The following is a 25358-nucleotide window of genomic DNA, read 5'->3' as shown; positions in this document are numbered from 1 at the left end:
CAGATTTATGAAGACTCCATTTCGTTTAGGCGTTGTTTTTACCCATCCAACTCAACATCACGGTCCTCTATGGAAAAAGCTCAATGAACAAGCGGGTCTTTCAGTCAAAGTATTTTATCTGTGCAATGAAAACCAAGCGAGTGGTGACGTTCTACTGGGTGGAAATTCTCAACCTTGGGATGTTGACTTATTGAGTGGCTACGAGTATGATTACCTCAAAGATTTTTCTGGAAGAGTACCATCCGAACAAAAAAAGAACGCTATCAGCCCAGAGTTGTTCAATAGTCTCACTCTAGATAACTTAGATGCCATTTTTATGCAGAGTTTTGTTAATTACTCTTACCGATTAACTGCTCTGCTGTGTAAACTTCGTGGCATTCCTTTAATCATGCAGAACGATGCAACCATCATGTCCGATTGTCGCTATAGTCGCTCGCGGCAAATTATGATGGCGATTCTTTACCCCTGGATGCTTAACTTAGCAGATTATTGGCTTTCATGCGGCGACCATAATGAAATCCACCTGCGTCATTATGGTGTTGCAGACGAAAAAATTGTCCGTGGGTGTCACCCCGTAGATGGTGAACGATTTGAGCAATCAATTAGGCAAAACCAAGACGAAATTCGGAAAATTCGCCGAGACCTTAGTTGGAATGAGGATACTTTAATCTATGGTTTTGCAGGTAAATATATAGAGCGGAAAAATCCCTTTGAATTTATTGAAGCTATAGAAAAAGCACATCAACGTGATCCGCGTGTCAGAGGAATCATGATTGGTGGAGGTGACTTAGAATCCGAGATTAATCAACGTCTTAGTCAACTTCGCAATGGAGAGGTTATCAACCTTGGTTTTGTGAATCAAACCAAAATTCCGCTTTACTATGCAGCGATGGATGTTTTTGTAGTCACATCTTGGATCGATCCTCATCCCCTTGTAGTTTCAGAAGCAATGGTCTCAGGTTGTCCACCTATTTTGAGCGATCGCTGTGGTAATTGGGGGTATAACGATACAGTTCGGCATTGTTACAATGGTCTGGTCTATCCTTGTGGTAATTCTGATGTCTTAGCAGACAGGATGCTAGAAATGATTGATATTGAGACTCGCAAGCAGTACAGCACAAAGTCGAAAGAAGTCTTTTACGGACAAGATATCTACTGCGAAGTCAAAGCTTTTTTGAAAGTGATAGAACGAATCAAACAAGGCGTTGAAGATAGCTATCATTAGAATCTGTTATTTTTCAAATTTAAATTGGCATTTTTGTCAGTTAAGGAGTTTCTCTCATGGTTAAGATAGCCTACTTAGTGTTAGCTCATCATGATCCAATTCACTTGGAAAGATTAGTCAAATCTATTGATTATAATGCTCATATTTTTATCCATTTAGACCAAAAAACAAACATTGATAGCTATATACATATTGCTGAAATGAAGTCAGTAGATTTTATTTCCGAGAGAATAAAAGTCTATTGGGGAGGGATTACAATGATCAAAGCAACTTTGACTCTTATTAAAGCTGCATTGGCTGCCAAAGAAAATTTTTCACATTTGGTGCTGCTCTCTGGTTCTGATTATCCGATTAAACCTGTATCCACATTCTATGATTTTTTGCAAAGTAATCCTGATAGAGAATTTATTAAGCTTACTGACCTCAATGAATCACCATTCCCCTCAAAAGAACGACTCACTAACTACTGGTTTATGGAACCTTTCCAACCTTTTTATAATGATAGATTCTTGAGACGAGTATTACAAAAAATATTCCATTTAGGAGTGACAAAAAAGCCTCTAAACAATGTTTCAATAGTTTGGGGTAGCCAATGGTGGGCAATTACTCCTGAATGTGCAGCTTTCATTTTGCAATATCTAGAAGAAAATCCAGTTTTTATAAATTTTTATAAATATGCTCACGCACCTGATGAACATTTTTTCCATACAGTTGTAGCTAACTCTCCTTTTCTGGAAAAAGCAGGAGGGTTTCGAGATGAAATTAGGTGGCCTCACGAAGTTTCAAATATTACGCTAAACTTTGAGGGGAGAATTTTTGCTGAAGATGATTATGAGTTTCTTGAGGACTTGTCTTTAAATAGAAAACCAACCGAACAGCGAATGTCTAAAGAATTGTGCAACCTAATGGATACATCATTAATCCGCGGAGCTTTTAGTTACTATGACTTTTTCTTTGCTAGAAAATTTACAACAAACAAATCTTCTCGCTTACTTGATCTGATAGATAAGAATCTTCTTTGTTGAAAATTGAATTTAAGGACACCTCGAAAAATTCAAACTGCAAGGTTTTGAAAATTTATTGGCATCAAAAATATCGAGAAATTTGAAATCCACAAAAATAGTTGATTTATTGGAAATTTAGTAGAGGCTTAGAGATGAAGATTGCATTCATTAGCTACGATTACCCGCCAGATACTGGAGGTGGGGGGATTGCCACCTATGTGGGGCAAGCCGCCAATATGTTGCAAAACAGAGGAAATCTGGTAGAAGTTTTTACAGCAAGTCACCATCGCTCAGGTGTGGAAATTGAAGCAAGTGGTGTCAGGATTCATCGGATTCAAGTTCAGAATAGAAAGCTATTTCCTCACGAAATTGCTCCAGTTTTTGCCAAACATCATGCTTTAGTTCAATTTGATGTCTTAGAAGGACCCGACTTTGGTGCTGAAGCGGCTGGAGGAATCCACCTTGTTCCTGAGCTTCCCCTAGTCGTCAAGCTTCACACTCCTAATGGAATTTTCCGTCAGGTTCAAGCAGCGACCATAACGGAGTTTCTCCCCAAGCTCAGAGCGAAGCTTGGTGCCTGCCATCAATGGCTTAATCCCCATTCGATTGAGAACATTGAGAAGAGCCATGCTCATGATGCTGATGTAATTGCTGCCCCCTCAAATCTGATTGGTGAATTGTTGATTAAGCAATGGAAACTAGATCGCCAAAAAGTACACATCTTTCCACTTCCATATATTCCCTCTCCTGAGACGCTAAGTATTCCCATTGAACAAAAAGCCAGTCAGGTTGTCACATTTGTTGGGCGCTTGGAAATTAGAAAAGGTGTACTCGAACTTGCTCAAGCAATTCCAGATATCCTAAAACATTGCCCGGATGCAAAATTTCGTTTTGTTGGACAAGCAATGCAATCACCTAATCCTAAGCAAAATATGCAGCAGTATCTTGAAAAACTTTTACATCCTTATTGCCACTCACTCGAATTCATTGGACCCGTTCCCAACACTCAAATCCCATTCATGCTTAGTCAGACAGATGTATGCATTTTTCCCAGTTTGTTTGATAACTTCCCTTTAGTTTGCTTAGAGGCAATGGCTGCTGGTTGTGCTGTGATTGGCAGTGTTACTAGCGGTATGGTTGAAATGATCAACACTGATGCTTGCGGAAGATTAGTAACACCAAATTCCCCACAACAAATTACTCAATCTACGATCGAACTGTTGCAGAATCCAGAACTACGCTTTCAGATTGGAATAGCTGCTCGTGAGCGAATTTTACAGGAATATAATCTTGAGCGCATTGGAGATTTACAGGAGAAGAGTTATCAAGTTGCAATTGAAACTAGACAAAGATTGGGAACTCGTCGAAAATTTTCAATCTTTGCCTAATAGATAGGCATTGCTTGTGTGGAGATATCAAATCAATTTATTTGGAGATATGCAATGCGGTTAGTGATTGTTCGTAGAGAACCTGGTGTTGCTCTGAGTATGGATGTCTATGCTGACAATTTAGTTACCGAATTAAAGGCAATCCGTCCAAATTGGGAAATTGTCGAGGTTGCACCCCATTCTTGGAGCAAAAGCCAAGAAAACCTGTGGCACTCTGGCACTGGTATCCGCAAGTATTACGAACGCTATTGGCATCATCCCCAACAAGTTTGTCAGGTAGAAGGAGACATTTATCACATTATTGATCATACCAATGCTCATGTTGCCTATTGGTTGAAAAAGAAAGGCAAACCTATTATTATTACCTGTCACGACTTAGTGCAATTTGTCTATCCAGAAATTCTCAAAGGACAATCCCGTTTTCCCGCTTTCAGTATGGCATCTTGGCAATTTTCAGTTAAAGGAATGTGTTATGTTGATTGTGTCATTGCTGTTTCCTCAAATACAGCTAAGGATGCTCATGAAAGGTTGGGTATTGCATTAGATAAAATTGTGGTAGTTCCCAACGGAGTTGAAGCATCGTTTCAGCCATTACCATCAGAAGAAATAAAATATTTTCGGCAAAAATATCAGAGATTACCTGAAGAAATCTGTTTACTTAATGTTGGTTCAACTCACCAACGAAAGAACATCATTACTGTTTTAAAAGTGCTAAAAACTCTAAAACAGAGAGGAATATCAGTGCGTCTTTGGCGCTCAGGAGGCAAATTTATGGCAGAGCAAACAGCCTTTATCAAAGAACATAATCTTGATCAAGACATTCTTGATTTTGGTATTGCTGATAAAAATATTCTGCTTCAAGTTTACAATGCAGCCGATGTTCTCTTAGCACCATCTCTTTATGAAGGTTTTGGTTTAACAATTTTAGAAGCAATGGCGTGCGGACTACCCGTAATTACTTCTAATGTCTCATCAATGCCGGAAGTGGTGGCTAATGCGGGGATTCTTCTAGAGCCTATGGATATCCAAGCTATTTCTGAAACTGTAGTTAAGCTCAAACAGAATTCCATTTATCGGCAAAAGTTGATTGCTCAGGGATTTGTGAGAGCTAAACAGTTGACTTGGCAAAAATCAGCAGAACATTTGGTTTCAATTTATGAGCAGTTAACAAATCAACAGTCAAAATTCGTAGTTACAAACAATAGTTTAGTCTGAAAGCCTTTTTTATTCTAAATAAATTGGATACACATACTAGCCACATAAAAATAAAAATTTACCTCTAATATTTAAGGGAGAAAGAATAATGAGTGATTGCAATCACTTACAAGTATTTAATCAGGTAGCTAAGGAGTCAATTCTTGACATAGCTATTATCACAGGACAAGAACCTCACATTTTACCATCTATTAAAAATCCGCTGCTTTGCAAATTATTTAAAGCAATTGGTTTAACTTTATGCCATATAGATATGGGCAAGAAGATTAGAATAAACAAGAACAAACAAGTAATAATTGTGCATGGTTTTTCAAATGAATTTTTAATTTTTACCTATTGCTTTTCCCTATTTACAACAAAAAATGTTTATGTACTTACTCATCACAATATTCAACAAGCCTTTGATAATTTATCATCAAGATTCATGTTAAAACTTTACAATCGGCTAAATTATAAATTTATTTTAAATGAGACATCTATGATCTTAAAAGATATTGGCTTTAGCGATAAAGACATAGATAAACATATATCTTTGCTTCATCCTGTTGTTCAATCAAAATCACTTAATGTATCTAACAGAGAATTAAATCAGCAGAAAAAAATCGGCTTAATTGGAAAATTTAGACAAGGAAAGAACATGGAAAAAACGTTACAATTATTGCTGAAAATCCAAAAAAGTACAGATTTTATCCTGATTATCGGAACTGATGATTTATCATCATTTACTCAATTAGATATAGATAAAAATCGCATAAAGTTAGTTAACACTTCTAAAAAAGATGATTATTATACTACATTGGCAGAATGTGATATTATTATTTTAAATTATGAAAAATCGAAATATTTTTACCGATGTAGTGGTGTTGCTGCGGATGCAATTGGAACTAAAACTTTTGTCTTATGCCCCAATTTTCCGTTAATGAATAATCAGATAAATTACCCTACTCAAGTTGGAATTTCTTATGAAAATGAATCTGATTTAGAAACAGCAATACAACAATCATTAGAGTTAGTAAGCAACGATTTTATTTCATTTGAAGAACATTACATAGAGCGTTCAATAGGGAATATTTCATCCGATTTAGCAAGACATTTAGAAGCAAAACTAAATGTTGTTAAATAATAGATATTTTTTTGGTTTAGAAGATGAAGAAATATACATTGTTTGAGGTAATGAAATGAAAAAACTTTTGTTAGTTACTTTTCCCGTTGATCTTGGTAGTACAACCTTTGAAAAGCGTTTTATTGATCTCTTTGAAAATAGACCTGAAATAGACCTCAAAATTTTTCGTTTTGTACCAACTCCTCTTAATTTGCATCCACGCATCAATGTATTTCAAAATAGATTTAAAATAAACTTAAAAAATTTCCGTTTTCAGCGAACTCCTCGTCATCCGCATTCACTATCTATTTTTACTATACATTATGCATCCTTATTTATCTCCCGAATTAGAGAGTCACGAAAACTTCATAAGATTATACACCAAGCAAATCGGGAGGAGCGAAAAGTCTTATTTATTGGAGTATCTGTTGCACTATTTGGATATCTTGCTACTGGAAATAATAGAAGTTATATAGTTACAGACTGGACTAGAAAACTCTATGAGCCAATCTGGAAAATCTCAACGTCTCCAGGTTGGTTAACACACATTCATAAAAAGATTCTGAATTCACAAAGATATGTACTTGGATTAACAAATGCTATAGTCAAGCAAATAGCTAAAGACTATGACATCCCTGACAGTAAGCTGAGAAAAGTTAAATTACCTTTATGTTTTGATCTCCAACTCTTTACACCCAGTTCCCAGCGTGGAGATCAAGAAGTTCGTATTCTCTTTGTAGGAGGAGATTTCCAGCGTAAGGGGGGAAATGTACTTTTAAAGTGGTTTAAGGAAAATTATAAACCGGGCTTAAAAATGACAATGGTAACAAGTTTTTCTATTGAATATCATCCGGGCATCACCATAGAAAAAAATGTTGAATATGGACAACCTAAGCATATTGAACTGTACAAAAGTCATGATATTTTTGTATTGCCAACTAACTGTGATAGTTATCCATCTGTTTTAGGAGAAGCGGCTTGTGCTGGGTTGGCAATTCTCACAACAAAAAATGCGTTGGGTGCCTCTGAAGTTATTCAAAATGGTGAAAATGGCTATATTTGTGATTCTCCAGCAGCACTGCTTGAGAAGCTAACATTACTGATTAAAGATAAGGATTTACTAGCAATAATGAAGCAGAATAGCAGAAAATTAATGGAAAGAGAATTTTCTGATGAAGTAGTTTTGAATGAGTATATGAGATATATCTTTGATTAGTTAAGTAATCATGCAAAATAAATTGCACATCTCATTTGTCTGTGCGTTTTATCCAATCAAAGATACAGAATTAAAAAATTCCAATTTGTACTTCAATTATGCACCACCCAAAAAATTTCATTAGGAGTTAACTTATGATTTTATCTTCTCTACGTACACTCACTAGGCATTATCCATTCCAGCAACCGCGGGCAAGTTTATTGAGTATATTACCCGATGTACCAAGTGACTTTGGAGCCTTTGAAGCCAAGAATGGCATAAAGTACATCGGATACCCATGTGGTCAAGACTATATTATTAAGAACTTATTTTGGTTTGGTGACTTTGAGCCTTGGATCACCTCTATGATTCGCTATCTGGTTCGACCAGGAGAGATCGTCTGCGACATAGGAGCTAATATTGGCGATACGGCCTTCCAAATTCTGCCTTATTTGGGTTCATCAGGGCATATTTATTGTTTTGAGCCAGTTCCTATTTTGCAAGTATGTCTTACGGAAAATTTGAAAGCAAATAACGTTTCTTGTATAACCCTAGTTCCGAAAGCCCTTTCAAATTCTTCTGGTCAATTGATGATGACGGTACAAGGAACACATTTTGGAGGAGCATATATAATAAAAGATGATAATAATCATAACTCAATAAATGAAAAAATTGAAATTGAGGTTACTACTTTTGATCTTTGGTTAAAGGATAACAGTATATCCCAAGTAGCTGTCTGTAAAGTGGATGTTGAGGGTCATGAGCTTGAAGTATTTGAAGGAATGAAAAATTCTCTTGATGCAGGTCGAGTTGGAAGCATTGTTTTTGAGCGGCATCATGACTGCAATTCTTCTGATCCTGTTGTTAAGCTTCTTTACGATCATCACTACAGAATTTTTAGGATTTACAAAAGCTTTCTCAAAATAGAGGCTTTAGAACTATTCAATGATCGAACTTATTTACGGGGAACAGCTGATTATGTTGCAGTTCTTGAAGGTAGTATATTCGAGAAACGCTTGAATCATCTTACCAGATGCTAGTACAGTGCGGCGTAAATAAAATGACCATTAAATAGCCAGAACTTTACCTGCGTATGTCCACTTAAAAGGTTTAGCCATTGTTTGATTAAAATAGTTAATAAAGTCAAAAATGCGATTTTTTAAATCATCCTTACTTAGAAAACTGGCACGTTTGAGTTGAGTAGCTTACGAACGCTTCGCTATCAGGAATCAAACCGGATTCCTATACATTTATTCCGAACTCCCCTAATAAGCAAATTATGTATTTGCAGTCACCTACAACTAAAAAACATAAAAAAAATGGAGTAATTGATAATACCAGCTTAATTATCATCGCTTTCTCTGTAGTTTTCTACTCCCGAATTTTTTGTTCAATTACTCGCGCTCCCTCCATCCTTAACCTTGCTCACTTCGCAGTTGTTCCCTTTGTTTTAGGAGTTGTATTATTCACAAGTCGCACTAAAGATCACAAACAAATTGCGATTACCTATTCTTTTTTATTGGGAATTTTCATTTTTCTCGTCGCCGTGTTGGCTAGTGCATTATGGAATAACACAGGCTTAATTAACGCCATTGTCTCTTTCATGATGCTTTGCGAACCCTTCATTTTCCTCGTGTCCATCGTCTGTATTCCCATGTCTGCTGAATCTATTACCCGCATCAAGAAATGGCTGATGTGGTCTGCGGTGATTAACTTTGTCCTCGCTGCTGTCCAGAAACCTCTAATTGATGCGGGGAAACTTTATGCTAACGGATTTAATGGCACGGATGGATGCGGTGGAGTCTTTTTCGTTTCCGGGGCGGGAAATTATGTATCAGCTTCGGTATCAATTGCTTTTGCTCTTTACTTCTTCACTAATGAAAAAACTTTTCCATTATGGATGAGAATCGCGGTAATTATCGCTGCTTTTTGGCAGATTCTATTTTCTGATTCCAAACAACTTCTGCTTGCATATCTAATCGCCTGGGGTCTTTTAGTTTTAGCAAATTCCCATGATATTGGTAAAAGTATAAAATTGCTGAGTGCGATCGCTATCTTCGGATTTGGATTTCTTTGGTGTGTACAAAACTTAGAAGCATTTGCCGCATTTACAGCCTGGGCGCGACCGGAACTTTACGGATCTGATGGTTATGCTTGGTATACCAAATTCTACTCAGTGCGTTCTATTTTATCTCATTATCAATCCCCTCTGGATTGGTTCTTGGGTCTTGGTCCAGGACATACTGTAAGCCGTTTAGGAGTATGGTTTCTTAGAGATTATTGGTCTATACTCGGACCACTAGGTGCTACCACCAATCCAATTAGTCAGGAAGCAATGGAATTTTGTGGTAATTCTTGGCTTTGTATGGGTTCTACTCTTTTCATGCCCATTTTTGGTTGGGCTGGAATATGGGGAGATTTAGGACTTTTGGGTGTAGGTACATACCTATTTTTATCCTACTTAGCTTGGCAACATTTTGGTCTAGATGATTCTTTAAAAGTTACTTTACTAACTGTTCTCGTCATGGGTTTGATTTTTACTCAAATGGAAGAACCCGGCTTCATGCTTTCTATCGCCTTTATTTTAGGACTAGCATGGCAAGAACGACAACTGAAGAAACAGATACGACAGAGGCAAGAGAGAGAAAGAATTTCCCAATTACCAATTACTAATTCCCTATGAAGATTTTAATATCTGCTTACTCCTGCGAACCTGGTATGGGTTCTGAACCTGGTGTGGGTTGGAATATTGCCCGCGAAGCTGCTAAATACCATGAAGTTTGGGTACTCACCCGACCCGATGAAAGTCAGGATATTATTAACGCAGAATTGGCACGCCACCCCATTCCCAATCTTCACTTTGTTTACTTTACTTTGCCCTTTTGGCAAGATAGCCGACGCTGGGGACAGTCTGGGGGAATGCAGTTTCACTATTACCTCTGGCAAATTCAAGCCTATTTTGTCGCCCGTGACTTACATCAGAAAATTGGCTTTGACTTGAGCCATCATGTTACCTTTGTTAAGTATTCCAGTCCTTGCTTCCTCTCACTCCTGCCCATTCCCCTAGTTTGGGGTCCTGTAGGTGGTGGAGAATCAGCACCAGCAAGCTTTTGGCAAGATTTTAGCTTAAATGGCAAAATTTACGAAATTGCTCGTAGCGGCGCTCGCTGGCTAGGAGAAAAAGACCCCTTTGTCCGTCTGACTGCTCAAAGAAGTGCTGTAGTCCGAGCCACAACTAAAGATACAGCCCAGTGTCTCTATAAAATGGGTGTGAATCATGTGCATATTTTGCCGGAATCAGGGTTATCAGCGGCAGACATAGACCATCTAAATCAATATGAAATCCCTAATGAGCCAATAGTAAAATTTATTAGCATGGGTAGACTTTTGCATTGGAAAGGCTTTCATTTAGGATTGCGTGCCTTTGCTCAAGCAAATCTACCGAATACAGAATACTGGATTGTGGGAGATGGACCCCAATGGCATCACCTGCAAACTTTGGCATCAGATTTAGGAATTGCTAAAAAAGTTAAATTTTGGGGTAGGTTGCCTCGTGAAAAGGCTTTAGATTTATTAAAAGATTGTCATGTGCTAGTTCATCCCAGCTTACATGATTCTGGTGGGTGGGTCTGTATGGAAGCAATGGCAGCAAGTCGTCCTATCATCTGTTTAGATTTAGGGGGACCTGCTGTTCAAGTTACAGATGAAACTGGTTTTAAGATTACTGCTAATGAACCATATCAAGCTGTCCGTGATTTAGCGGCCGCAATGATTCATTTAGTTCAAAACCCAGAACTAATAGTGAGTATGGGTCAGGCAGGTCGGAAACTAGTCAATGAAAACTACAGTTGGCAGATTGTGGGAGAGCGTTTGCACAAACTTTATTTAGAGATTGCCAGCAAGAAGGTATCACAAACTGACGTTATATCTCAAGTTTTTTGAACCTAAATTTAACTAATTAATTTTTCCCATTTTCATAATATGCACATATTAATTGCTGCTTTACACAGACCAACAAAACCAACGGGTGTTTGCCGACACGCTGCAAATCTAGCTCAATGTTTGGCTGATACTCCAGAGGTTAGCAAGGTGACTTTAATTGTCGGAACATGGCAGAAAGATTACTTTGAACAATTTTTTCATTCCCCAAAAATTCAATTAATTACTGTAGATATTAAAAATAGTTCCTTGGCAAGAAATATCTGGTTTTTATTTGGTTTACCAAGGTTGGTAAAGCAGTTTAGTCCTGATATTGTCCATTTATCTTTTCCTTTTCCTTTTTTACGACCACTTTTTCCTTGTCCTGTTGTTTCGACAATTCACGATTTGTATCCTTATGAAAAACCAGAGGTTTTTGGATATCCAAATGTGATCTTTAATCGCTTGTTTTTAAAACAATGTATAGAACATAGTGATGGTCTTACCTGTGTTTCTAAATCTACTTTAAGCAGTCTTAATTCCTATTTTCCCAAAACTCAAACACTCAAACCCATTGCTGTTATTTATAATTACGTGGATTTTAGTAATATTGTTGCTGAACCACCTCATAATTTAGATATTAGTGATCATGATTCTTTTCTGTTATGTGTCGCTCAACATCGAAAAAATAAAAATATAGATTTGTTAATTCAATCATTTTCTTTTTTAAAGAAAAATGGTTATTTAAAAGATGAGACTAAGCTAATAGTTGTTGGTAGTACAGGACCAGAAACAGAGAGTTTAGTTAATCAAATTCAGCATCTATCTCTTCAAGATCAAGTGCTGCTAATTCATGCAATTAAAGACCATGAATTATGTTGGTTATATCAAAAATGTGAAATTTTTGTAGCCGCTTCATCTCAAGAAGGATTTTGTTTACCATTAGCAGAAGCTCTATATTTTTCTTGTGAAGTAGTTTGCTCAGATATTCCCATATTTAGAGAAATTGGTAGTTCTAGCTGTTGTTATTTTGATGTTGAACGTGATACTGTCAAAAATCTCTCACAAGCCATTATTTCTACTTTAGAACAGCCTGTAAATAGAACTGCTAATGATCTTCAATTTTCTAAATTGGATGTAGCAAATCAATATCTAAAATTTTACTCTACATTTTCCTTTATTAGTCAGTAGGGATTTTTAACTGAAAAGTATCCCGGAGGGGCTTAGTATTTCTAAACCCCTTGCTTGCCACGCAACTGAAAAAATAAAAAAATTAACATAAAAAAAGAGAAAAATATTATATAATTATTCCCGTTAAATTTACACGTTAATTAAATGTAAAAAATAAGAGCGAAAAAATCATCAAGTTAATCAAAAAATAATTCATGTATTAGGAGGGTAATTTTCGGTAGTCTTAAAAAGAAGCCTTTGCTGATAGGTATCAGGAAAGTCTTCAAAAAAATTGGATGATTGTTGTTACCAACAGGAGTGCAGATTATGAGTCAAAATTTTAACGATTATAATTCATCTGTTCACAAAAAAATCAAGACTGAACAAATAGAGCAAATAATCAAAGCGATTATATCTGGTAAATATTCTTGGGCTTGTGTTCTAGTTTTACAATTTGCTGGTTACAACCCTATGGACTATATCCCCTATCGTACTTATATCAGATTACTTAAAACTAACTGCTTGCTTGGTAATTCTCAGCAAAATTAACCACCTATCAGCAAAGTTGACAGGTTTGATTTGAAATTAAAGTAGTTGCGTTTTAAACATGGATTTGTGAGAATTTTTTCTGAAAAATAAGAAGGAAAGGTGAAGATTCATCAATAAAAATTTATGACTATCATGCCGATTTTATGATCTACCCAACCACAAGTTATAATCATCAAATGCAAGCAATTATTCAAGAAATTGTGTGGCAGAAAAAACTAGAAGTTGCACAAATACAAAAAGATATGTCTTGGGCTTCCTTGCAACGTCAGTTAACTGCTGCTCCTACTGTCCGGGACTTTTTTACGGCTTTGCAGTTGAGTATTTATAAACCTAGTTTAATTGCAGAAGTGAAAAAAGCATCACTTTATCATAGTGTAATTAGACCAGATTTTGATCCAGTTACTATTGCTCAGGCTTATAAAAAAGGAGGAGCATCTTGTGTATCTGTTGTCACTGATCAAAAGTTTTTTCATGGTGGGTTTGATCATCTTCGTGCTATCAGATATCGCGTAGGAATACCTCTACTTTGCAAAGATTTTATCATTGATCCTTGCCAAATTTATTTAGCCCGTTCCGCTGGTGCAGATGCAATATTATTAATTGCTGCTATTCTGACAGATAAGCAATTACAAAACTTCTTACGAGTGATTCACTACTTAGGGATGAATGCTGTTATCCAAGTTCATAACTTAAATGATTTGGATAGGGTTCTCGCATTAGAAGATGTCAGGATAGTTTCCATTGATAACCAGAGTTTAAGTGATTTTAATATCAATATTAACACTACTCAGGAATTATTGGCAGCTAGGCGATCGCAACTTCAAAACCTAGGAATTTTAGTCATCAGTGAATCAGGAATAGAAACCCCTGATGATTTATCCTTTGTTGCTGAAGCTGGTGTCCAAACAGTGATTATGGGAGAATCTTTGCTTAAAGAAAATGATTTAGAAGTAGCTGTCAGAAATTTACTCCAATCCAAATTTCCTATTCATTATTAAGAAGAATTAAGGATTGGCTAGTAATTGACGAATTTCTCATAACAAAGGTTTCCACCAATCATGATTATTCAGATACCATTCTACAGTTAAACGTAACCCTTCATTAATTGTCACGGATGGAGTCCAACCAAATTCTGTTTTTAGCTTGTTGGCATTAATAGCATATCTTCGATCATGTCCAGGTCTATCCTTCACAAAAGTAATTAATTTTTCCGCTGGATATACTGGTAAATCTGGTGCTAATTCATTCATGATTTCACATAAACTTTGTACCAGACTGATATTTTCAACTTCGTTATTACCACCAATATTATAATTTTCTCCTGGTTTTCCTTGATGGATTACCACATCTAAAGCCCGACAGTGATCAACTACATATAACCAATCTCGAACATTTTTTCCATCACCATAAATAGGTAATTCTTTACCAGTTAAAATATTAATACACATCAAAGGAATTAGCTTTTCGGGAAATTGAAAAGCACCATAATTATTAGAGCAATTAGTGATAATTGTCGGTAATTTATAAGTATGATAATAAGCCCGAACTAAATGATCACTCCCAGCTTTTGAGGCTGAATAAGGACTATTGGGACTATAAGCTGTAGTTTCTGAAAACGCTGGTTCATCTGCAGTGAGACTACCATAAACTTCATCTGTAGAAACATGAAGAAATAGGTAATTATCAGGTTGTGTTTTTGCTTCCCAATGTTGACGAAAAGCTTCTAAAAGAGTAAAAGTTCCTACTACATTAGTTTGGACAAATGCAGCAGGTCCAGTAATTGACCGATCAACGTGAGATTCGGCGGCAAAATGGGCTATAGTATCTATATTTTCTGCTAAGAGTAATTTATCAACTAAAGAGCGATCGCATATATCCCCTTGGACAAACCGGAAATTCTCTCTTTCTGCAACTGATGCTAAATTATGGCGATTTCCAGCATAGGTAAGAGCATCCAATACCACTAATTTATCATTTGGATAAGCTTGACACCAATGATGGACAAAATTCGCTCCAATAAACCCAGCTCCCCCTGTCACCAATAATCGTCTATTCATGATTCCTTAATTACTTTGTAAATATTTCTTTTTAATTTTACCAAAAATTCTCTGTATAAACAATTTTGCTAACCGGATTTTTGTCAAATTGGCAATTGGATTTGAGTAATTATTTTCATGAGTAAAGAAATCATTAATTTCTGTTAAAATTACCCGCAAGCGTTGGATAATATTCTCAGTTCTATATTCTGCTAATACATTTTCAGATAAAGTCAATGATGTAGAAGATGCTAAAACTTTCAAAATTCTATCTACGTCATATTCCAAAGCATAACCAGCGATTTTATAACAATTAAATCCTGGATCTAAATAATCAGATAATCCCCCATTGACACTAGAAAACACCTGACAACCACAAGCTAATGCTTCCATTGGTTGTAAACCAAATCCTTCGCTAACTCCTTGTAATTTCCAATATTCTGCCGAATCATAAAGATAAACTTTAGTGCGATTAAATAAAGCTGGTAAATCTTCTACATAACTATCAATAACCAACACCTTACATTTTTTTTCTAAAGCTGGAATTAATGACTTAATTAAATATTCTGAGGATTTCCGCGTTTGAACTAAAACATCAATATCTCGATTTTGATGTAAATTAGTAAATTCCTGACTAATTTGATTAGGTAAATAATAAATTAGAGAATTTGGTGCTTGTTGTCCCCAATAACCTAGAGAATTTCTGCTAACTGTAATTATGGGAATACTTGATGGTAAATTAATCTTATAACCTGCACTGTGAGCATGATAAATTACATGATATTTTTGCAATTTAGATGCAAGTTTACCAACATCAAATCCCCAACTAATCACAAAAATTACATCATCTAAATTTTCCTCTCGCAATAAATCGTCTAAAAACAATTTACCTGATTCCCGCTGACGATAAGTAACTACTTCAGCAGCACAAATCTGTTGAGCTAAAGTAACCGTTTTCAACTCCGCCCAAAGACCACCACAAGCAAATTTACCATCTGTCCCCGGAACTAAAAAGTAAAGCTTTTTCATAATACTAAATATTAAATTTTCTTCCTTCTTTCTTCTTCCTTCGTGTTCTTCGTTCCTTTGTGGTTCATTAACTCCTGATTTATTAACTCCTGATTTATTAACTCCTATTTTTCCCAAGATACCTTAACAAAATGACTTTCCTTTCCCCAAAAATCACGAGCAATAGTAATATTTTCAACAGCCAAATTAAAAGGGATAGAAGTTGTAATATAACGCTGAGTGAGCATTCCTAAATCCGGTGCAATTCCCGCTGCGGCCATTGCTGCTAAACCTAAGCCAATAAGTTGTTCAATTGGTCGAAACGGCAACATAAAAGGTACAGTTACCGATAGTCCAGCAGTTAATAACATAGCCACAGATACATTTGTGCCACAACGGGGATGTATAGCTAAATCCCATTCTCCACTGGTAAGACGATGTTTAGCTAATGTTACCGCGCGGCGCAAATCATTAATATTCACATCACCATATAGAAAAAATCCCTGTTCGGTAGACAAACCACCTAATAATTCATCATCTAATTGCGTATTAGTGCTTGTTCCTGGTGGTGAATAGGGTTTTTTATTGTCCCCTAATACCCAAACCGTAGCGTGTTCTAGAGCGTGAACTTGACGTAACATGAGAATTTCTTTCAACCCAGGAATAAAAGATAGCTGTTGGAGTAAATCAGCATCTTGGCTGGGGTGAGGTGCAAGAAAGTCAAAGCTAAAGGAAGATGATTCGTCCAAATAAGCAGTATTCATAAAACCTCACGGTAATATATGTTTTTTAACCAGGACTATGGCGGGCTAGAAGCCGACCCCACAATAAATATATAACTTTTGTGGGGTGGGCATCCTGTCCGCCAATCTTATATATTGTGTCTATCTACCTATTTAATGCCTAACAATTCCACATCAAAAATTAAAGTAGAGTAGGGGGGAATCACACCACCAGCACCACGGGCACCATAACCTAATTGTTCAGGGATAATTAATTGGCGACGGCCACCTACTTTCATAGTGATTACGCCTTCGTCCCAACCTTTAATTACTTGTCCTACACCAATTTTAAAGCTAAAGGGTTTACCGCGATCGCGCGAACTATCAAATTTAGTCCCATCTTCTAAAGTACCGATATAGTGAACCTCAACGGTTTGGCCAGTTTGGGGAATTGCGCCCGTTCCCTCGACTAGTTCCACATATTTTAATCCAGAGTCGGTAGTAACAACTTTAGCTTCAGACATAGTATTGCTCTTGATTAGAGTATTGTTTTCTTGAGTGACAGTGGTGGTTGGTTGTGTTGGGGAAGAATTACCGATTGCAGTATCTTTTTGACCACTAATTTGGGTAAATACTAAAACACCAACACATACCAGCATTAACACCACGCTGAGGAAAATTCCTTTCAAAATCAGCCCTCTCTGTTTTAATTACTGATGATCAGATTACCGATAGAACACAAATTAGTTTAAATCAGAAATGACCGTTTAGCGCCACAGCTTATTTTCCAAATCCCGAACCTGACGCTCTAAACGGTCAATTCTTCCCCGTAATTCATCTACTTCTGACTGACGGGCAACTCCCAAGTCCTGCATCATATTCCGCATTTGTCGGTGCATTTGCTCATCCCAATTACCTTGTTCAGACTGTAATTGGGTAACAAGATCATCCATTACCGCCTTAGCTTGCTCAGGATTGAGTTTACCGTCTTTAACCAGTTCATCACTGACTTCTTTCAGTTTGTCTGCAACTAAAGAAGTTGTGCCAATACCCAACATCATTAACTGTTGCAACCAATTGTTACTATCCATACTCCCTTCCTCTGACTAAAAGCTTCGTAATTCTAGCCTACACATTTATTTTGTCAGTTGTCAGTTGTCAGTTGTCAGTCGGAAAAATCTTATTCCTACCTCCCCTACCTCCCCTACCTCCCCTACCTCCCCTACCTCCCCTACCTCCCCTACCTTCCTATACCTTCCCTACCTCTTCCCTGTTCCCTATTCTTTAAAAAACTCTATGTCTCATCCTTTGCACGTTGCGGTTATCTGGCATCAACATCAACCGTTGTACAAGTCTCCTGAGAATGGTAGTTCTTTGGTGACTAGTCAGCAATATCGCTTGCCTTGGGTACGGTTACATGGAACTAAGGATTATTTGGATTTAGTATTATTGTTAGAGAAGTATCCTAAGTTGCACCAAACTGTGAATTTAGTGCCTTCATTAATCTTGCAAATAGAAGATTATGTTGCAGGTACGGCTTTTGACCCTTATTTAACTGCTAGTTTAACGCCGGTAGAAAAGTTGACTCGTGAACAAAAGGAGTTTATTGTTCAACATTTCTTTGATGCTAACCATCATACTTTGATTGATCCTCATCCTCGTTATGCCGAATTATATTATCAAAGACAGGAACAAGGACAAAGTTGGTGTTTAGCAAATTGGCAGTTATCAGATTATGGTGATTTATTAGCTTGGCATAATTTAGCTTGGATTGATCCTTTATTCTGGAATGATCCAGAAATTGCTGCATGGTTAGCACAAGGACGTAATTTTAGTTTAGGCGATCGCCAGCGCATTTATTCCAAACAACGGCAAATTCTCAGCCAGATTATTCCCCAACATCGGAAAATGCAGGACAGTGGACAATTAGAAGTTACCACGACTCCCTACACTCACCCGATTTTACCTTTATTGGCTGATACCAACGCCGGACGGGTAGCTGTGCCACAAATGACATTACCCAAACAGCGGTTTCAGTGGGTGGAAGATATTCCTCGACATTTACAAAAATCCTGGGATTTATATATAGATAGGTTTGGACAAGATCCTAGAGGTTTATGGCCTTCCGAACAGTCCGTTAGTCCAGAAATCTTACCGTATATTATTAAACAAGGCTTTAAATGGATTTGTTCAGATGAAGCCGTTTTAGGTTGGTCATTAAAACACTTTTTTCATCGTGACGCTGCGGGAAATGTCCAAGAACCAGAATTACTTTATCGTCCCTATCGTCTGCAAACTCCAGCAGGTGAAGTGGCGATTGTTTTCCGTGATCATAGACTATCAGATTTAATTGGCTTTACCTACGGGTCTATGCCAGCAAAAAAAGCCGCAGCAGATTTAGTGGGACATTTGCAAGCTATTGCTAAACAACAAAAAGAAAGTAACGACGATCAACCTTGGTTAGTTACAATTGCCCTAGATGGGGAAAATTGTTGGGAATTTTATCCCCAAGATGGGAAAGAATTCCTAGAAACATTATACGAAAGTTTGAGTAATCAATCCAATATCAAACTTGTCACTGTTTCCGAATTCATTGAAAAACACCCACCCACCGCAACTATTCCCGCTGCACAACTCCATAGCGGTTCTTGGGTAGATGGCAATTTTACCACATGGATCGGCGATCCAGTTAAAAACCGCGCCTGGGACTATCTCACCGCAGCCAGACAAGTCTTAGCAAATCATCCCGAAGCCACAGAAGAAAACAATCCCGCAGCTTGGGAAGCATTATACGCTGCTGAAGGTTCAGACTGGTTTTGGTGGTTTGGAGAAGGACATTCTTCCAATCAAGATGCCATTTTTGACCAATTATTTCGGGAACATCTCTATGGCATTTACAAAGCCTTAAATGAACCCATACCCCCATATCTGCACACTCCGCTGGAAATCCATGAAGCCCGTGCAGACCATAAACCACAAGGCTTTATTCATCCGATCATAGATGGTAAAGGTGATGAACAGGATTGGGATAAAGCCGGACGCATTGAAGTTGGTGGTGCAAGGGGAACAATGCACAATAGCAGCACTATTCAACGTTTATGGTATGGGGTAGACCATTTGAATTTTTATGTGCGAGTAGATTTTAAAACTGGCGCTGTTCCCGGTCAGGATTTACCACCAGATTTACACCTACTTTGGTATTATCCAGATAGAACAATGGTGAATAGTTCCATACCTCTAGCAGAAGTACCGGACAGCGCACCTTTAAATTATCTATTTCACCATCATTTAGAAGTGAATTTACTCAGTCAATCTGTGCAGTTTCGAGCAGCAGGAGACGATCATTTATGGTATCCTCGTGCTACTCGCGCCCAAGTTGCGTTAGGTTCTTGTTTAGAAATAGCAGTACCCTGGGCTGATTTGCAAGTCCCTCCAGATTATCCTCTGCGGTTGATTTTGGTGTCTTCTGATGATGGTTGTTTTTCTGGTTATGTGCCGGAAAATGGTTTGATTCCGATTGATGTTCCTTAGTGGAGATGATTCCCGGTTTTTTTGATCGGGAGTCTAAATTTTTTATCTCACGCGAAGGCGCAAAGGCGCAAAGGAAGAGTTATATTTTGTATTTTTGGTGAAAGTTGGACTAGAATCTTTGTTCAGCCGTCTTCATGCGGATTTTTTCTTGGCCATTTTCGGGCAGTTTTTGGGTTTTGTACAAGATGATTTATAATAATGATTATCATTTTTGGTGAGTTATATTATGTCGTCTGAAAACTCGTCTACGGATAACCTCTTGCATCTTTCTCAGCGTCCTCGTCGTCTCCGTCGGACTGAAACTTTACGGAAAATGGTACGGGAAACTACTTTAAGTGTGGATGATCTGATTTATCCCATGTTTGTTATGGAGGGGGAAGAAGAAAAAGTAGAAATTGCTTCTATGCCAGGATGTTATCGCTATTCTCTAGATTTACTCCTGGAAGCAATTGCGGAAGTGTCACAGTTAGGAATTAATGCTGTTGCGCTTTTCCCGGTTATCCCAGAAGATAAAAAGGACGACACAGGTACAGAAAGCTACAACCCAGAGGGATTAATCCAGGAAACTGTTAAAGCTATTAAAAAAGCAGTCCCGGAAATCTTGATTATTACTGATGTAGCTCTTGACCCTTTTACTACTCATGGTCATGATGGTTTGGTTGATGAAAATGGCAAAATTCTCAATGATCCAACTTTAGAAGTGTTAGTAAAAATGGCACTTTCCCAAGCAGAAGCGGGAACTGATTTTGTTGCCCCTTCTGATATGATGGATGGTAGAATTGGGGAAATTCGCACGGCTTTAGATGCTGAAGGTTATATCAATGTAGGGATTTTGGCATACTCCGCAAAATATGCCTCTGCCTATTATGGACCATTCCGGGATGCTTTGGATTCTGCCCCCAAATTTGGCGATAAAAAAACCTATCAAATGGACGCAGCTAACGCGAAAGAAGCTTTAAAGGAAATTGAATTGGATATTGCTGAAGGTGCAGACATCATTATGGTCAAACCCGCATTAGCTTATCTAGATATAATCTGTCAGGTAAAAGCAGCTACAAATTTACCAGTCGCAGCTTATAACGTGAGTGGTGAATACGCCATGATTAAAGCGGCTGCTCAATATGGTTGGATTGATGAGAAAAAGGTGATTTTAGAGACTTTAACCAGTATGAAGCGGGCTGGTGCTGATTTAATTTTAACTTATTTTGCCAAAGAAGTGGCTTTGATGTTGAGTTAAGGTTCTATTCAGGAAGTGGCAAAGATTTTTTGGCAAATAAATGACAAAATCATTTACATTCAGACTTTTTTTGTGTTAACTTGATAACGGTTATCATTTTTGTTAGCTATGGTCAGTTTATTCAGTATGACAAGGAAAAACTTGTCTTAAAAATTCACTTTTACCGTACTTTTTTTGTCAAGTAAAACCCAGATTTTCAGATGAATACAATCAGTTTAAACGCAAAAAATGCAATTCCTGAAATACCCAAACGCGGAATGCCAGTAAGTATAATTACAGGGTTTTTAGGAAGTGGTAAAACTACGCTTTTAAATCAGATTCTTCAAAACAAACAAGATTTAAAAGTCGCTGTCCTCGTCAATGAGTTTGGTGATATTAACATTGATAGTCAATTACTAATTTCTGTAGATGAAGCTATGATGGAACTTAGTAATGGCTGTATATGTTGTACAATTAATGATGGTTTAGTTGATGCAGTTTATCGAGTTCTAGAAAGAGAAGATCCCATTGATTATCTAGTTATTGAAACTACAGGTGTTGCTGATCCTTTACCAATCATTTTAACTTTTCTGGGAACAGAATTGAGGGATTTAACTAACCTAGATTCAATTATTACAGTGGTAGATGCTGAAGCCTTTGATGAAAAACATTTCGATAGTGAAGCAGCTTTAAGACAGATTACCTATGGAGATATTATTCTCCTCAATAAAATAGACCTTGTGAAGCCAGAAAAAATACAAGAATTAGAAGATTTTATCCATGATGTCAAAAGCGGAGCGAAAATTTTACATACTCAATATGGTGAAGTTGCTTTACCATTGATTTTAGATGTGAGTTTAACACCAATACATAAGTATATTGTCACTGATGATGAAGATCGTCATAACCATGAACATGAACATGAACATGAACATGAACATGACCATAAACATGACCATAAACATGAACATCATCATCACTCCGATCATTTAGATAATGATGGGTTTGTTTCAATTTCTTTCCAAAGTAATAAACCATTTAATGTCCATAAATTTGAGCATTTTTTGACTGAAGAAATACCGAAAAATGTATTTCGTGCTAAAGGAATTTTATGGTTTAGTGATAGTGAGTTGCGTCATATCTTTCAACTCAGTGGACCTCGTTACACTTTGCACGCTGACGAATGGCCTAATCAACCTAAAAATCAGGTAGTTTTTATTGGTAGAAAATTGGAGGCTAGTGAGATTCATACAAAACTTAACGAATGTTTGTTATTTTAGTTTAAAAGTCTTCATTAATTCTCAAATTCATCAAATCAAATTTAGTTAATAGCTATTTATAGATATAGTTTATGAAACTATTAACTTTGCTCATAAATCATCCCAATTAACCTAAAAAAATGACTTTATCTATTCGTCCAGAGCTAAATTCTACTGCTGACATTTCATCCTTATATCAGCAAGAATTACCAACTGTAACAGAAGCTGATATGAGACAAGCTGTACGCACTTTGTTGATTGGATTGGGAGAAAATCCAGACCGTGAGGGATTAAAAGATACTCCCAAAAGAGTTGTTAAAGCGTTAAAATTTCTTACAAGTGGATATGATCAATCTATAGATGAACTGCTAAATGGAGCAGTATTTACAGAAGATGCAAATGAAATGGTTTTAGTCCGGGATATTGATCTTTTCAGTTCCTGTGAACACCACATATTACCAATCATTGGCCGCGCTCATATCGCTTATATTCCTAATGGTAAAGTCATAGGATTATCAAAAATTGCCCGCATTTGTGAAATGTATGCTCGACGTTTACAAGTGCAAGAACGGCTGACTTTACAAATTGCTAATGCACTGCAAGGTTTACTCAAACCTCAAGGGGTTGCAGTGGTAATTGAAGCAACTCATATGTGTATGGTGATGAGAGGAGTGCAAAAACCAGGTTCTTGGACTGTTACCAGTGCTATGCGTGGTGTGTTTTCTGAAGACGCACGCACTCGTGAAGAATTTATGAATTTAATTCGCCACAGTGCTAATTTTAAATAGGCTTTGTGTGATGTAGAGATAAGAGATTTTTTATCTCTACATTATATTGATATTTGAACGCAGATAAACGCAGATAAACGCAGATAAAAAGGGATAAGTTATCATGATTGGAAATTTGAAATTTAATGAGCAAGGGTTAATTCCAGCTATAGCTCAAGATTATCTCGATGGTACTGTTTTAATGATGGCTTGGATGAATGCAGAATCAATTCAAAAAACCCTGGCTACAGGTGAAGTTTATTATTGGAGTCGTTCCCGTTCTCAGTTGTGGCATAAGGGGGCAACATCTACACATATTCAAAAGGTAAAAGAGCTTTTTTATGATTGTGATGGTGATACAATTCTCATCAAAATTGAGCAAGTTGGTGATATTGCCTGTCATACTGGAGTAAGAAGTTGTTTTTTTAATTCTGTGGGAATTTTACCTCATAAATTATAATTTATATTGATTATGACTTTACCAATTATTACCGTTGTCGCTGGATTATTTGGATCTGGAAAAACTACCTGGATCTGTCAACAAATTCGAGATATTAAATCTATTGAAAAAGTAATTTATTTTTCTCCAGGAACGGGGAATATTCCCATTGATCAAACTAAAATAGCTACTGAATTTCCTGATCTGAAAATATTTGGTGATGGTCAAGAAATTGAATTTCTATATCACATTCCCACAGCAGATAGTGTTTATGTTGAATTAGGTTCTTATCTAGAGTTAAATAGGATATCAAAAATATTAGATCATCTCACTTACCACGCTATAGCAATTATTCCAGAGGAGTTAAAAAACTCTGAATATGATAGTTGGGCAGATGAAATTATCTATGGCGCACCAGTTCCAACTATAATTGTAGAAAATTTATGGCGGGTAGAAACTACGGGGCAAGTAATTGATGAAAATAGTTTAGATGAATTTTGGTATGAAATAACTCACGGCGCTTATGGGATTGTTACCCGTGCTAAGGCAATTTTCGATGTTAATGATGGACGTTCTCTTTCCTGTGATTTTGTCTCTGGTGTTCCCCAAACAGACTTTTTAGAATTAAACGTACCAAGGTATTTAGAAGGTAGACCTCAGCGATTTAGTGGCATAGAAATAGCCGGAAAAAACTTAAATGAAACCGCTTTAAAAGCAACATTATCAGATTGCTGTTTATCTGAGTCCATGATTTTTCAATATCAACAACAAGTACAACAAATTTTATTAGAAGGTCAACAAGTATGAAAATAGCTGTCATGTCATGTATTCATGGTAATTACGAAGCCTTAGATGCTGTATTATTAGATATTGACAATCAAAAAGCTGAAAAAATATTTTGTGTTGGTGATTTAGTGGGATATGGACCCCACCCTAATGCGGTAATTAACCAAATTCGCTCCTTGGATATTCCTACCTGCGCTGGTTGTTGGGATAAAGATATTGTGGAAGGATTGAATGCTTGTGATTGTAGTTATCCTTCAATATTGGCAGAAAAAAGAGGACTAAAGGCTCACCAATGGACAAATCAGGAAATCCACCCGGAAAACCGGGAATTTTTGGCCAATTTACCCCATAGTCTCCAATGGCAAAACTTAGCCTTTGTTCACGGTAGTCCCCATAGCAACCATGAATATTTATTACCTGAATTGGATGCTTTTGTCGCTTTAGAAAGGGTACTTTCCACAGGTGCAGATGTGCTATTTTGTGGACATACTCACGTTCCCTATACTCGTAATCTTAATGCTGGTGAGTTACAAGTTCAGGTTAATAATCCAGCAGAATCACGGAAAATTAACTTTTCATCTGCGCTGAAAAAGATTGTTAATGTTGGTTCTGTTGGAGAACCTCGACATGGACGACCAAATGCAACTTATGTAATTTATGAAACTGATACTCAAGGGGTAACTTTGCGGGAAGTTACCTATGATTATCAAAAAACCTGTGCAGCAATTATCGAAAAGGGATTACCAGAAATCTTTGCTTGGCGTTTAGCGCATGGCTTAGAGTATGCTGAACGGGCAGAAGATCCAACTCATGTTTGTACCAGATAAA

The 25358-nt window shown here is 37.0% G+C and carries 24 protein-coding genes; 19 read left to right on the top strand and 5 right to left on the bottom strand.

The window, feature by feature from the left end:
* Positions 1-7: 7 nt before the first annotated feature.
* From FJR06_RS17765 to FJR06_RS17710, 12 genes are all read left to right on the top strand, one after another.
* Positions 8-1225: a glycosyltransferase family 4 protein gene (locus FJR06_RS17765; RefSeq protein ID WP_168651926.1), complete on the top strand. Its 1218-nt coding sequence runs from the start codon at positions 8-10 to the stop codon at positions 1223-1225.
* Between the two features lie 56 nt (positions 1226-1281).
* Positions 1282-2250: a glycosyl transferase family 14 protein gene (locus FJR06_RS17760; RefSeq protein WP_015080992.1), complete on the top strand. Its 969-nt coding sequence runs from the start codon at positions 1282-1284 to the stop codon at positions 2248-2250.
* A gap of 131 nt (positions 2251-2381) precedes the next feature.
* Positions 2382-3617 carry a glycosyltransferase family 4 protein gene (locus tag FJR06_RS17755; protein WP_015080993.1) on the top strand — a complete coding sequence of 412 codons (1236 nt, stop codon included), beginning with the start codon at positions 2382-2384 and terminating at the stop codon, positions 3615-3617.
* Positions 3618-3671: 54 nt separating this feature from the next.
* Positions 3672-4832 (top strand): glycosyltransferase family 1 protein, encoded by a 1161-nt coding sequence (locus FJR06_RS17750; protein ID WP_168651925.1) that lies wholly within the window; start codon positions 3672-3674, stop codon positions 4830-4832.
* A gap of 88 nt (positions 4833-4920) precedes the next feature.
* Positions 4921-5955, top strand: coding sequence for a hypothetical protein (locus tag FJR06_RS17745; protein WP_168651924.1), 1035 nt, complete (start codon positions 4921-4923; stop codon positions 5953-5955).
* A gap of 55 nt (positions 5956-6010) precedes the next feature.
* Positions 6011-7150 (top strand): glycosyltransferase family 4 protein, encoded by a 1140-nt coding sequence (locus tag FJR06_RS17740; RefSeq protein WP_168651923.1) that lies wholly within the window; start codon positions 6011-6013, stop codon positions 7148-7150.
* Between the two features lie 134 nt (positions 7151-7284).
* Positions 7285-8169 carry an FkbM family methyltransferase gene (locus FJR06_RS17735; protein WP_168651922.1) on the top strand — a complete coding sequence of 295 codons (885 nt, stop codon included), beginning with the start codon at positions 7285-7287 and terminating at the stop codon, positions 8167-8169.
* A gap of 245 nt (positions 8170-8414) precedes the next feature.
* Positions 8415-9812 (top strand): hypothetical protein, encoded by a 1398-nt coding sequence (locus tag FJR06_RS17730; protein ID WP_168651921.1) that lies wholly within the window; start codon positions 8415-8417, stop codon positions 9810-9812.
* Positions 9809-11071, top strand: coding sequence for a glycosyltransferase family 4 protein (locus tag FJR06_RS17725; RefSeq protein WP_015080999.1), 1263 nt, complete (start codon positions 9809-9811; stop codon positions 11069-11071). The genes FJR06_RS17730 and FJR06_RS17725 overlap by 4 nt, the downstream gene beginning before the upstream one ends.
* Positions 11072-11110: 39 nt before the next feature.
* Entirely contained in the window at positions 11111-12238 is a 1128-nt protein-coding gene (locus tag FJR06_RS17720; RefSeq protein ID WP_015081000.1) for a glycosyltransferase family 1 protein, read from the top strand.
* 306 nt (positions 12239-12544) lie between these two features.
* Positions 12545-12766, top strand: a complete 222-nt coding sequence (locus tag FJR06_RS17715; RefSeq protein ID WP_015081001.1) for a HetP family heterocyst commitment protein — start codon at positions 12545-12547, stop codon at positions 12764-12766.
* Between the two features lie 86 nt (positions 12767-12852).
* Positions 12853-13764: an indole-3-glycerol phosphate synthase TrpC gene (locus tag FJR06_RS17710; RefSeq protein ID WP_305727983.1), complete on the top strand. Its 912-nt coding sequence runs from the start codon at positions 12853-12855 to the stop codon at positions 13762-13764.
* A 36-nt stretch (positions 13765-13800) separates the two neighbouring features.
* On the opposite strand, the gene rfbB is transcribed toward FJR06_RS17710, so the two are convergent.
* The 5 genes from rfbB to FJR06_RS17685 form a co-directional block, all read right to left on the bottom strand.
* The gene (gene rfbB / locus FJR06_RS17705) at positions 13801-14823 is read right to left on the bottom strand and encodes a dTDP-glucose 4,6-dehydratase (RefSeq protein ID WP_015081003.1); all 1023 of its coding nucleotides are present in this window, start codon (positions 14821-14823) and stop codon (positions 13801-13803) included.
* A gap of 6 nt (positions 14824-14829) precedes the next feature.
* The gene (locus tag FJR06_RS17700) at positions 14830-15831 is read right to left on the bottom strand and encodes a glycosyltransferase (protein ID WP_015081004.1); all 1002 of its coding nucleotides are present in this window, start codon (positions 15829-15831) and stop codon (positions 14830-14832) included.
* Positions 15832-15935: 104 nt separating this feature from the next.
* Entirely contained in the window at positions 15936-16574 is a 639-nt protein-coding gene (locus tag FJR06_RS17695; protein ID WP_015081005.1) for a DUF6391 domain-containing protein, read from the bottom strand.
* A 128-nt stretch (positions 16575-16702) separates the two neighbouring features.
* A complete protein-coding gene (locus tag FJR06_RS17690; RefSeq protein ID WP_235081861.1) occupies positions 16703-17221 on the bottom strand; it encodes an FKBP-type peptidyl-prolyl cis-trans isomerase in 519 nt (172 codons plus the stop codon).
* 78 nt (positions 17222-17299) lie between these two features.
* The gene (locus FJR06_RS17685; RefSeq protein ID WP_015081007.1) at positions 17300-17623 is read right to left on the bottom strand and encodes a phasin family protein; all 324 of its coding nucleotides are present in this window, start codon (positions 17621-17623) and stop codon (positions 17300-17302) included.
* Positions 17624-17828: 205 nt separating this feature from the next.
* On the opposite strand from FJR06_RS17685, the gene FJR06_RS17680 reads away from it, so the two are divergent.
* The 7 genes from FJR06_RS17680 (at position 17829) to FJR06_RS17650 (ending at position 25357) form a co-directional block, all read left to right on the top strand.
* A complete protein-coding gene (locus FJR06_RS17680) occupies positions 17829-20063 on the top strand; it encodes a glycosyl hydrolase (protein WP_015079344.1) in 2235 nt (744 codons plus the stop codon).
* A gap of 226 nt (positions 20064-20289) precedes the next feature.
* Positions 20290-21300, top strand: coding sequence for a porphobilinogen synthase (gene hemB, locus FJR06_RS17675; protein WP_015079345.1), 1011 nt, complete (start codon positions 20290-20292; stop codon positions 21298-21300).
* 200 nt (positions 21301-21500) lie between these two features.
* A complete protein-coding gene (locus FJR06_RS17670) occupies positions 21501-22559 on the top strand; it encodes a GTP-binding protein (RefSeq protein WP_015079346.1) in 1059 nt (352 codons plus the stop codon).
* A gap of 119 nt (positions 22560-22678) precedes the next feature.
* Positions 22679-23326 carry a GTP cyclohydrolase I FolE gene (folE, locus tag FJR06_RS17665; RefSeq protein WP_015079347.1) on the top strand — a complete coding sequence of 216 codons (648 nt, stop codon included), beginning with the start codon at positions 22679-22681 and terminating at the stop codon, positions 23324-23326.
* Between the two features lie 103 nt (positions 23327-23429).
* Positions 23430-23765: a phosphoribosyl-AMP cyclohydrolase gene (gene hisI / locus FJR06_RS17660; RefSeq protein ID WP_015079348.1), complete on the top strand. Its 336-nt coding sequence runs from the start codon at positions 23430-23432 to the stop codon at positions 23763-23765.
* 12 nt (positions 23766-23777) lie between these two features.
* Positions 23778-24551 (top strand): hypothetical protein, encoded by a 774-nt coding sequence (locus FJR06_RS17655; protein ID WP_015079349.1) that lies wholly within the window; start codon positions 23778-23780, stop codon positions 24549-24551.
* Positions 24548-25357 (top strand): metallophosphoesterase, encoded by an 810-nt coding sequence (locus tag FJR06_RS17650; RefSeq protein WP_015079350.1) that lies wholly within the window; start codon positions 24548-24550, stop codon positions 25355-25357. Before FJR06_RS17655 ends, FJR06_RS17650 begins: the two co-directional genes overlap by 4 nt.
* The last annotated feature ends 1 nt before the right edge of the window (position 25358 follow it).

It is taken from the genome of Dolichospermum sp. UHCC 0352, from assembly GCF_009711925.1.
Lineage (GTDB): Bacteria > Cyanobacteriota > Cyanobacteriia > Cyanobacteriales > Nostocaceae > Dolichospermum > Dolichospermum lemmermannii.
The sequence above is the reverse complement of the archived record's forward strand: the minus strand, read 5'-3'. Positions and strand labels throughout refer to the sequence as shown.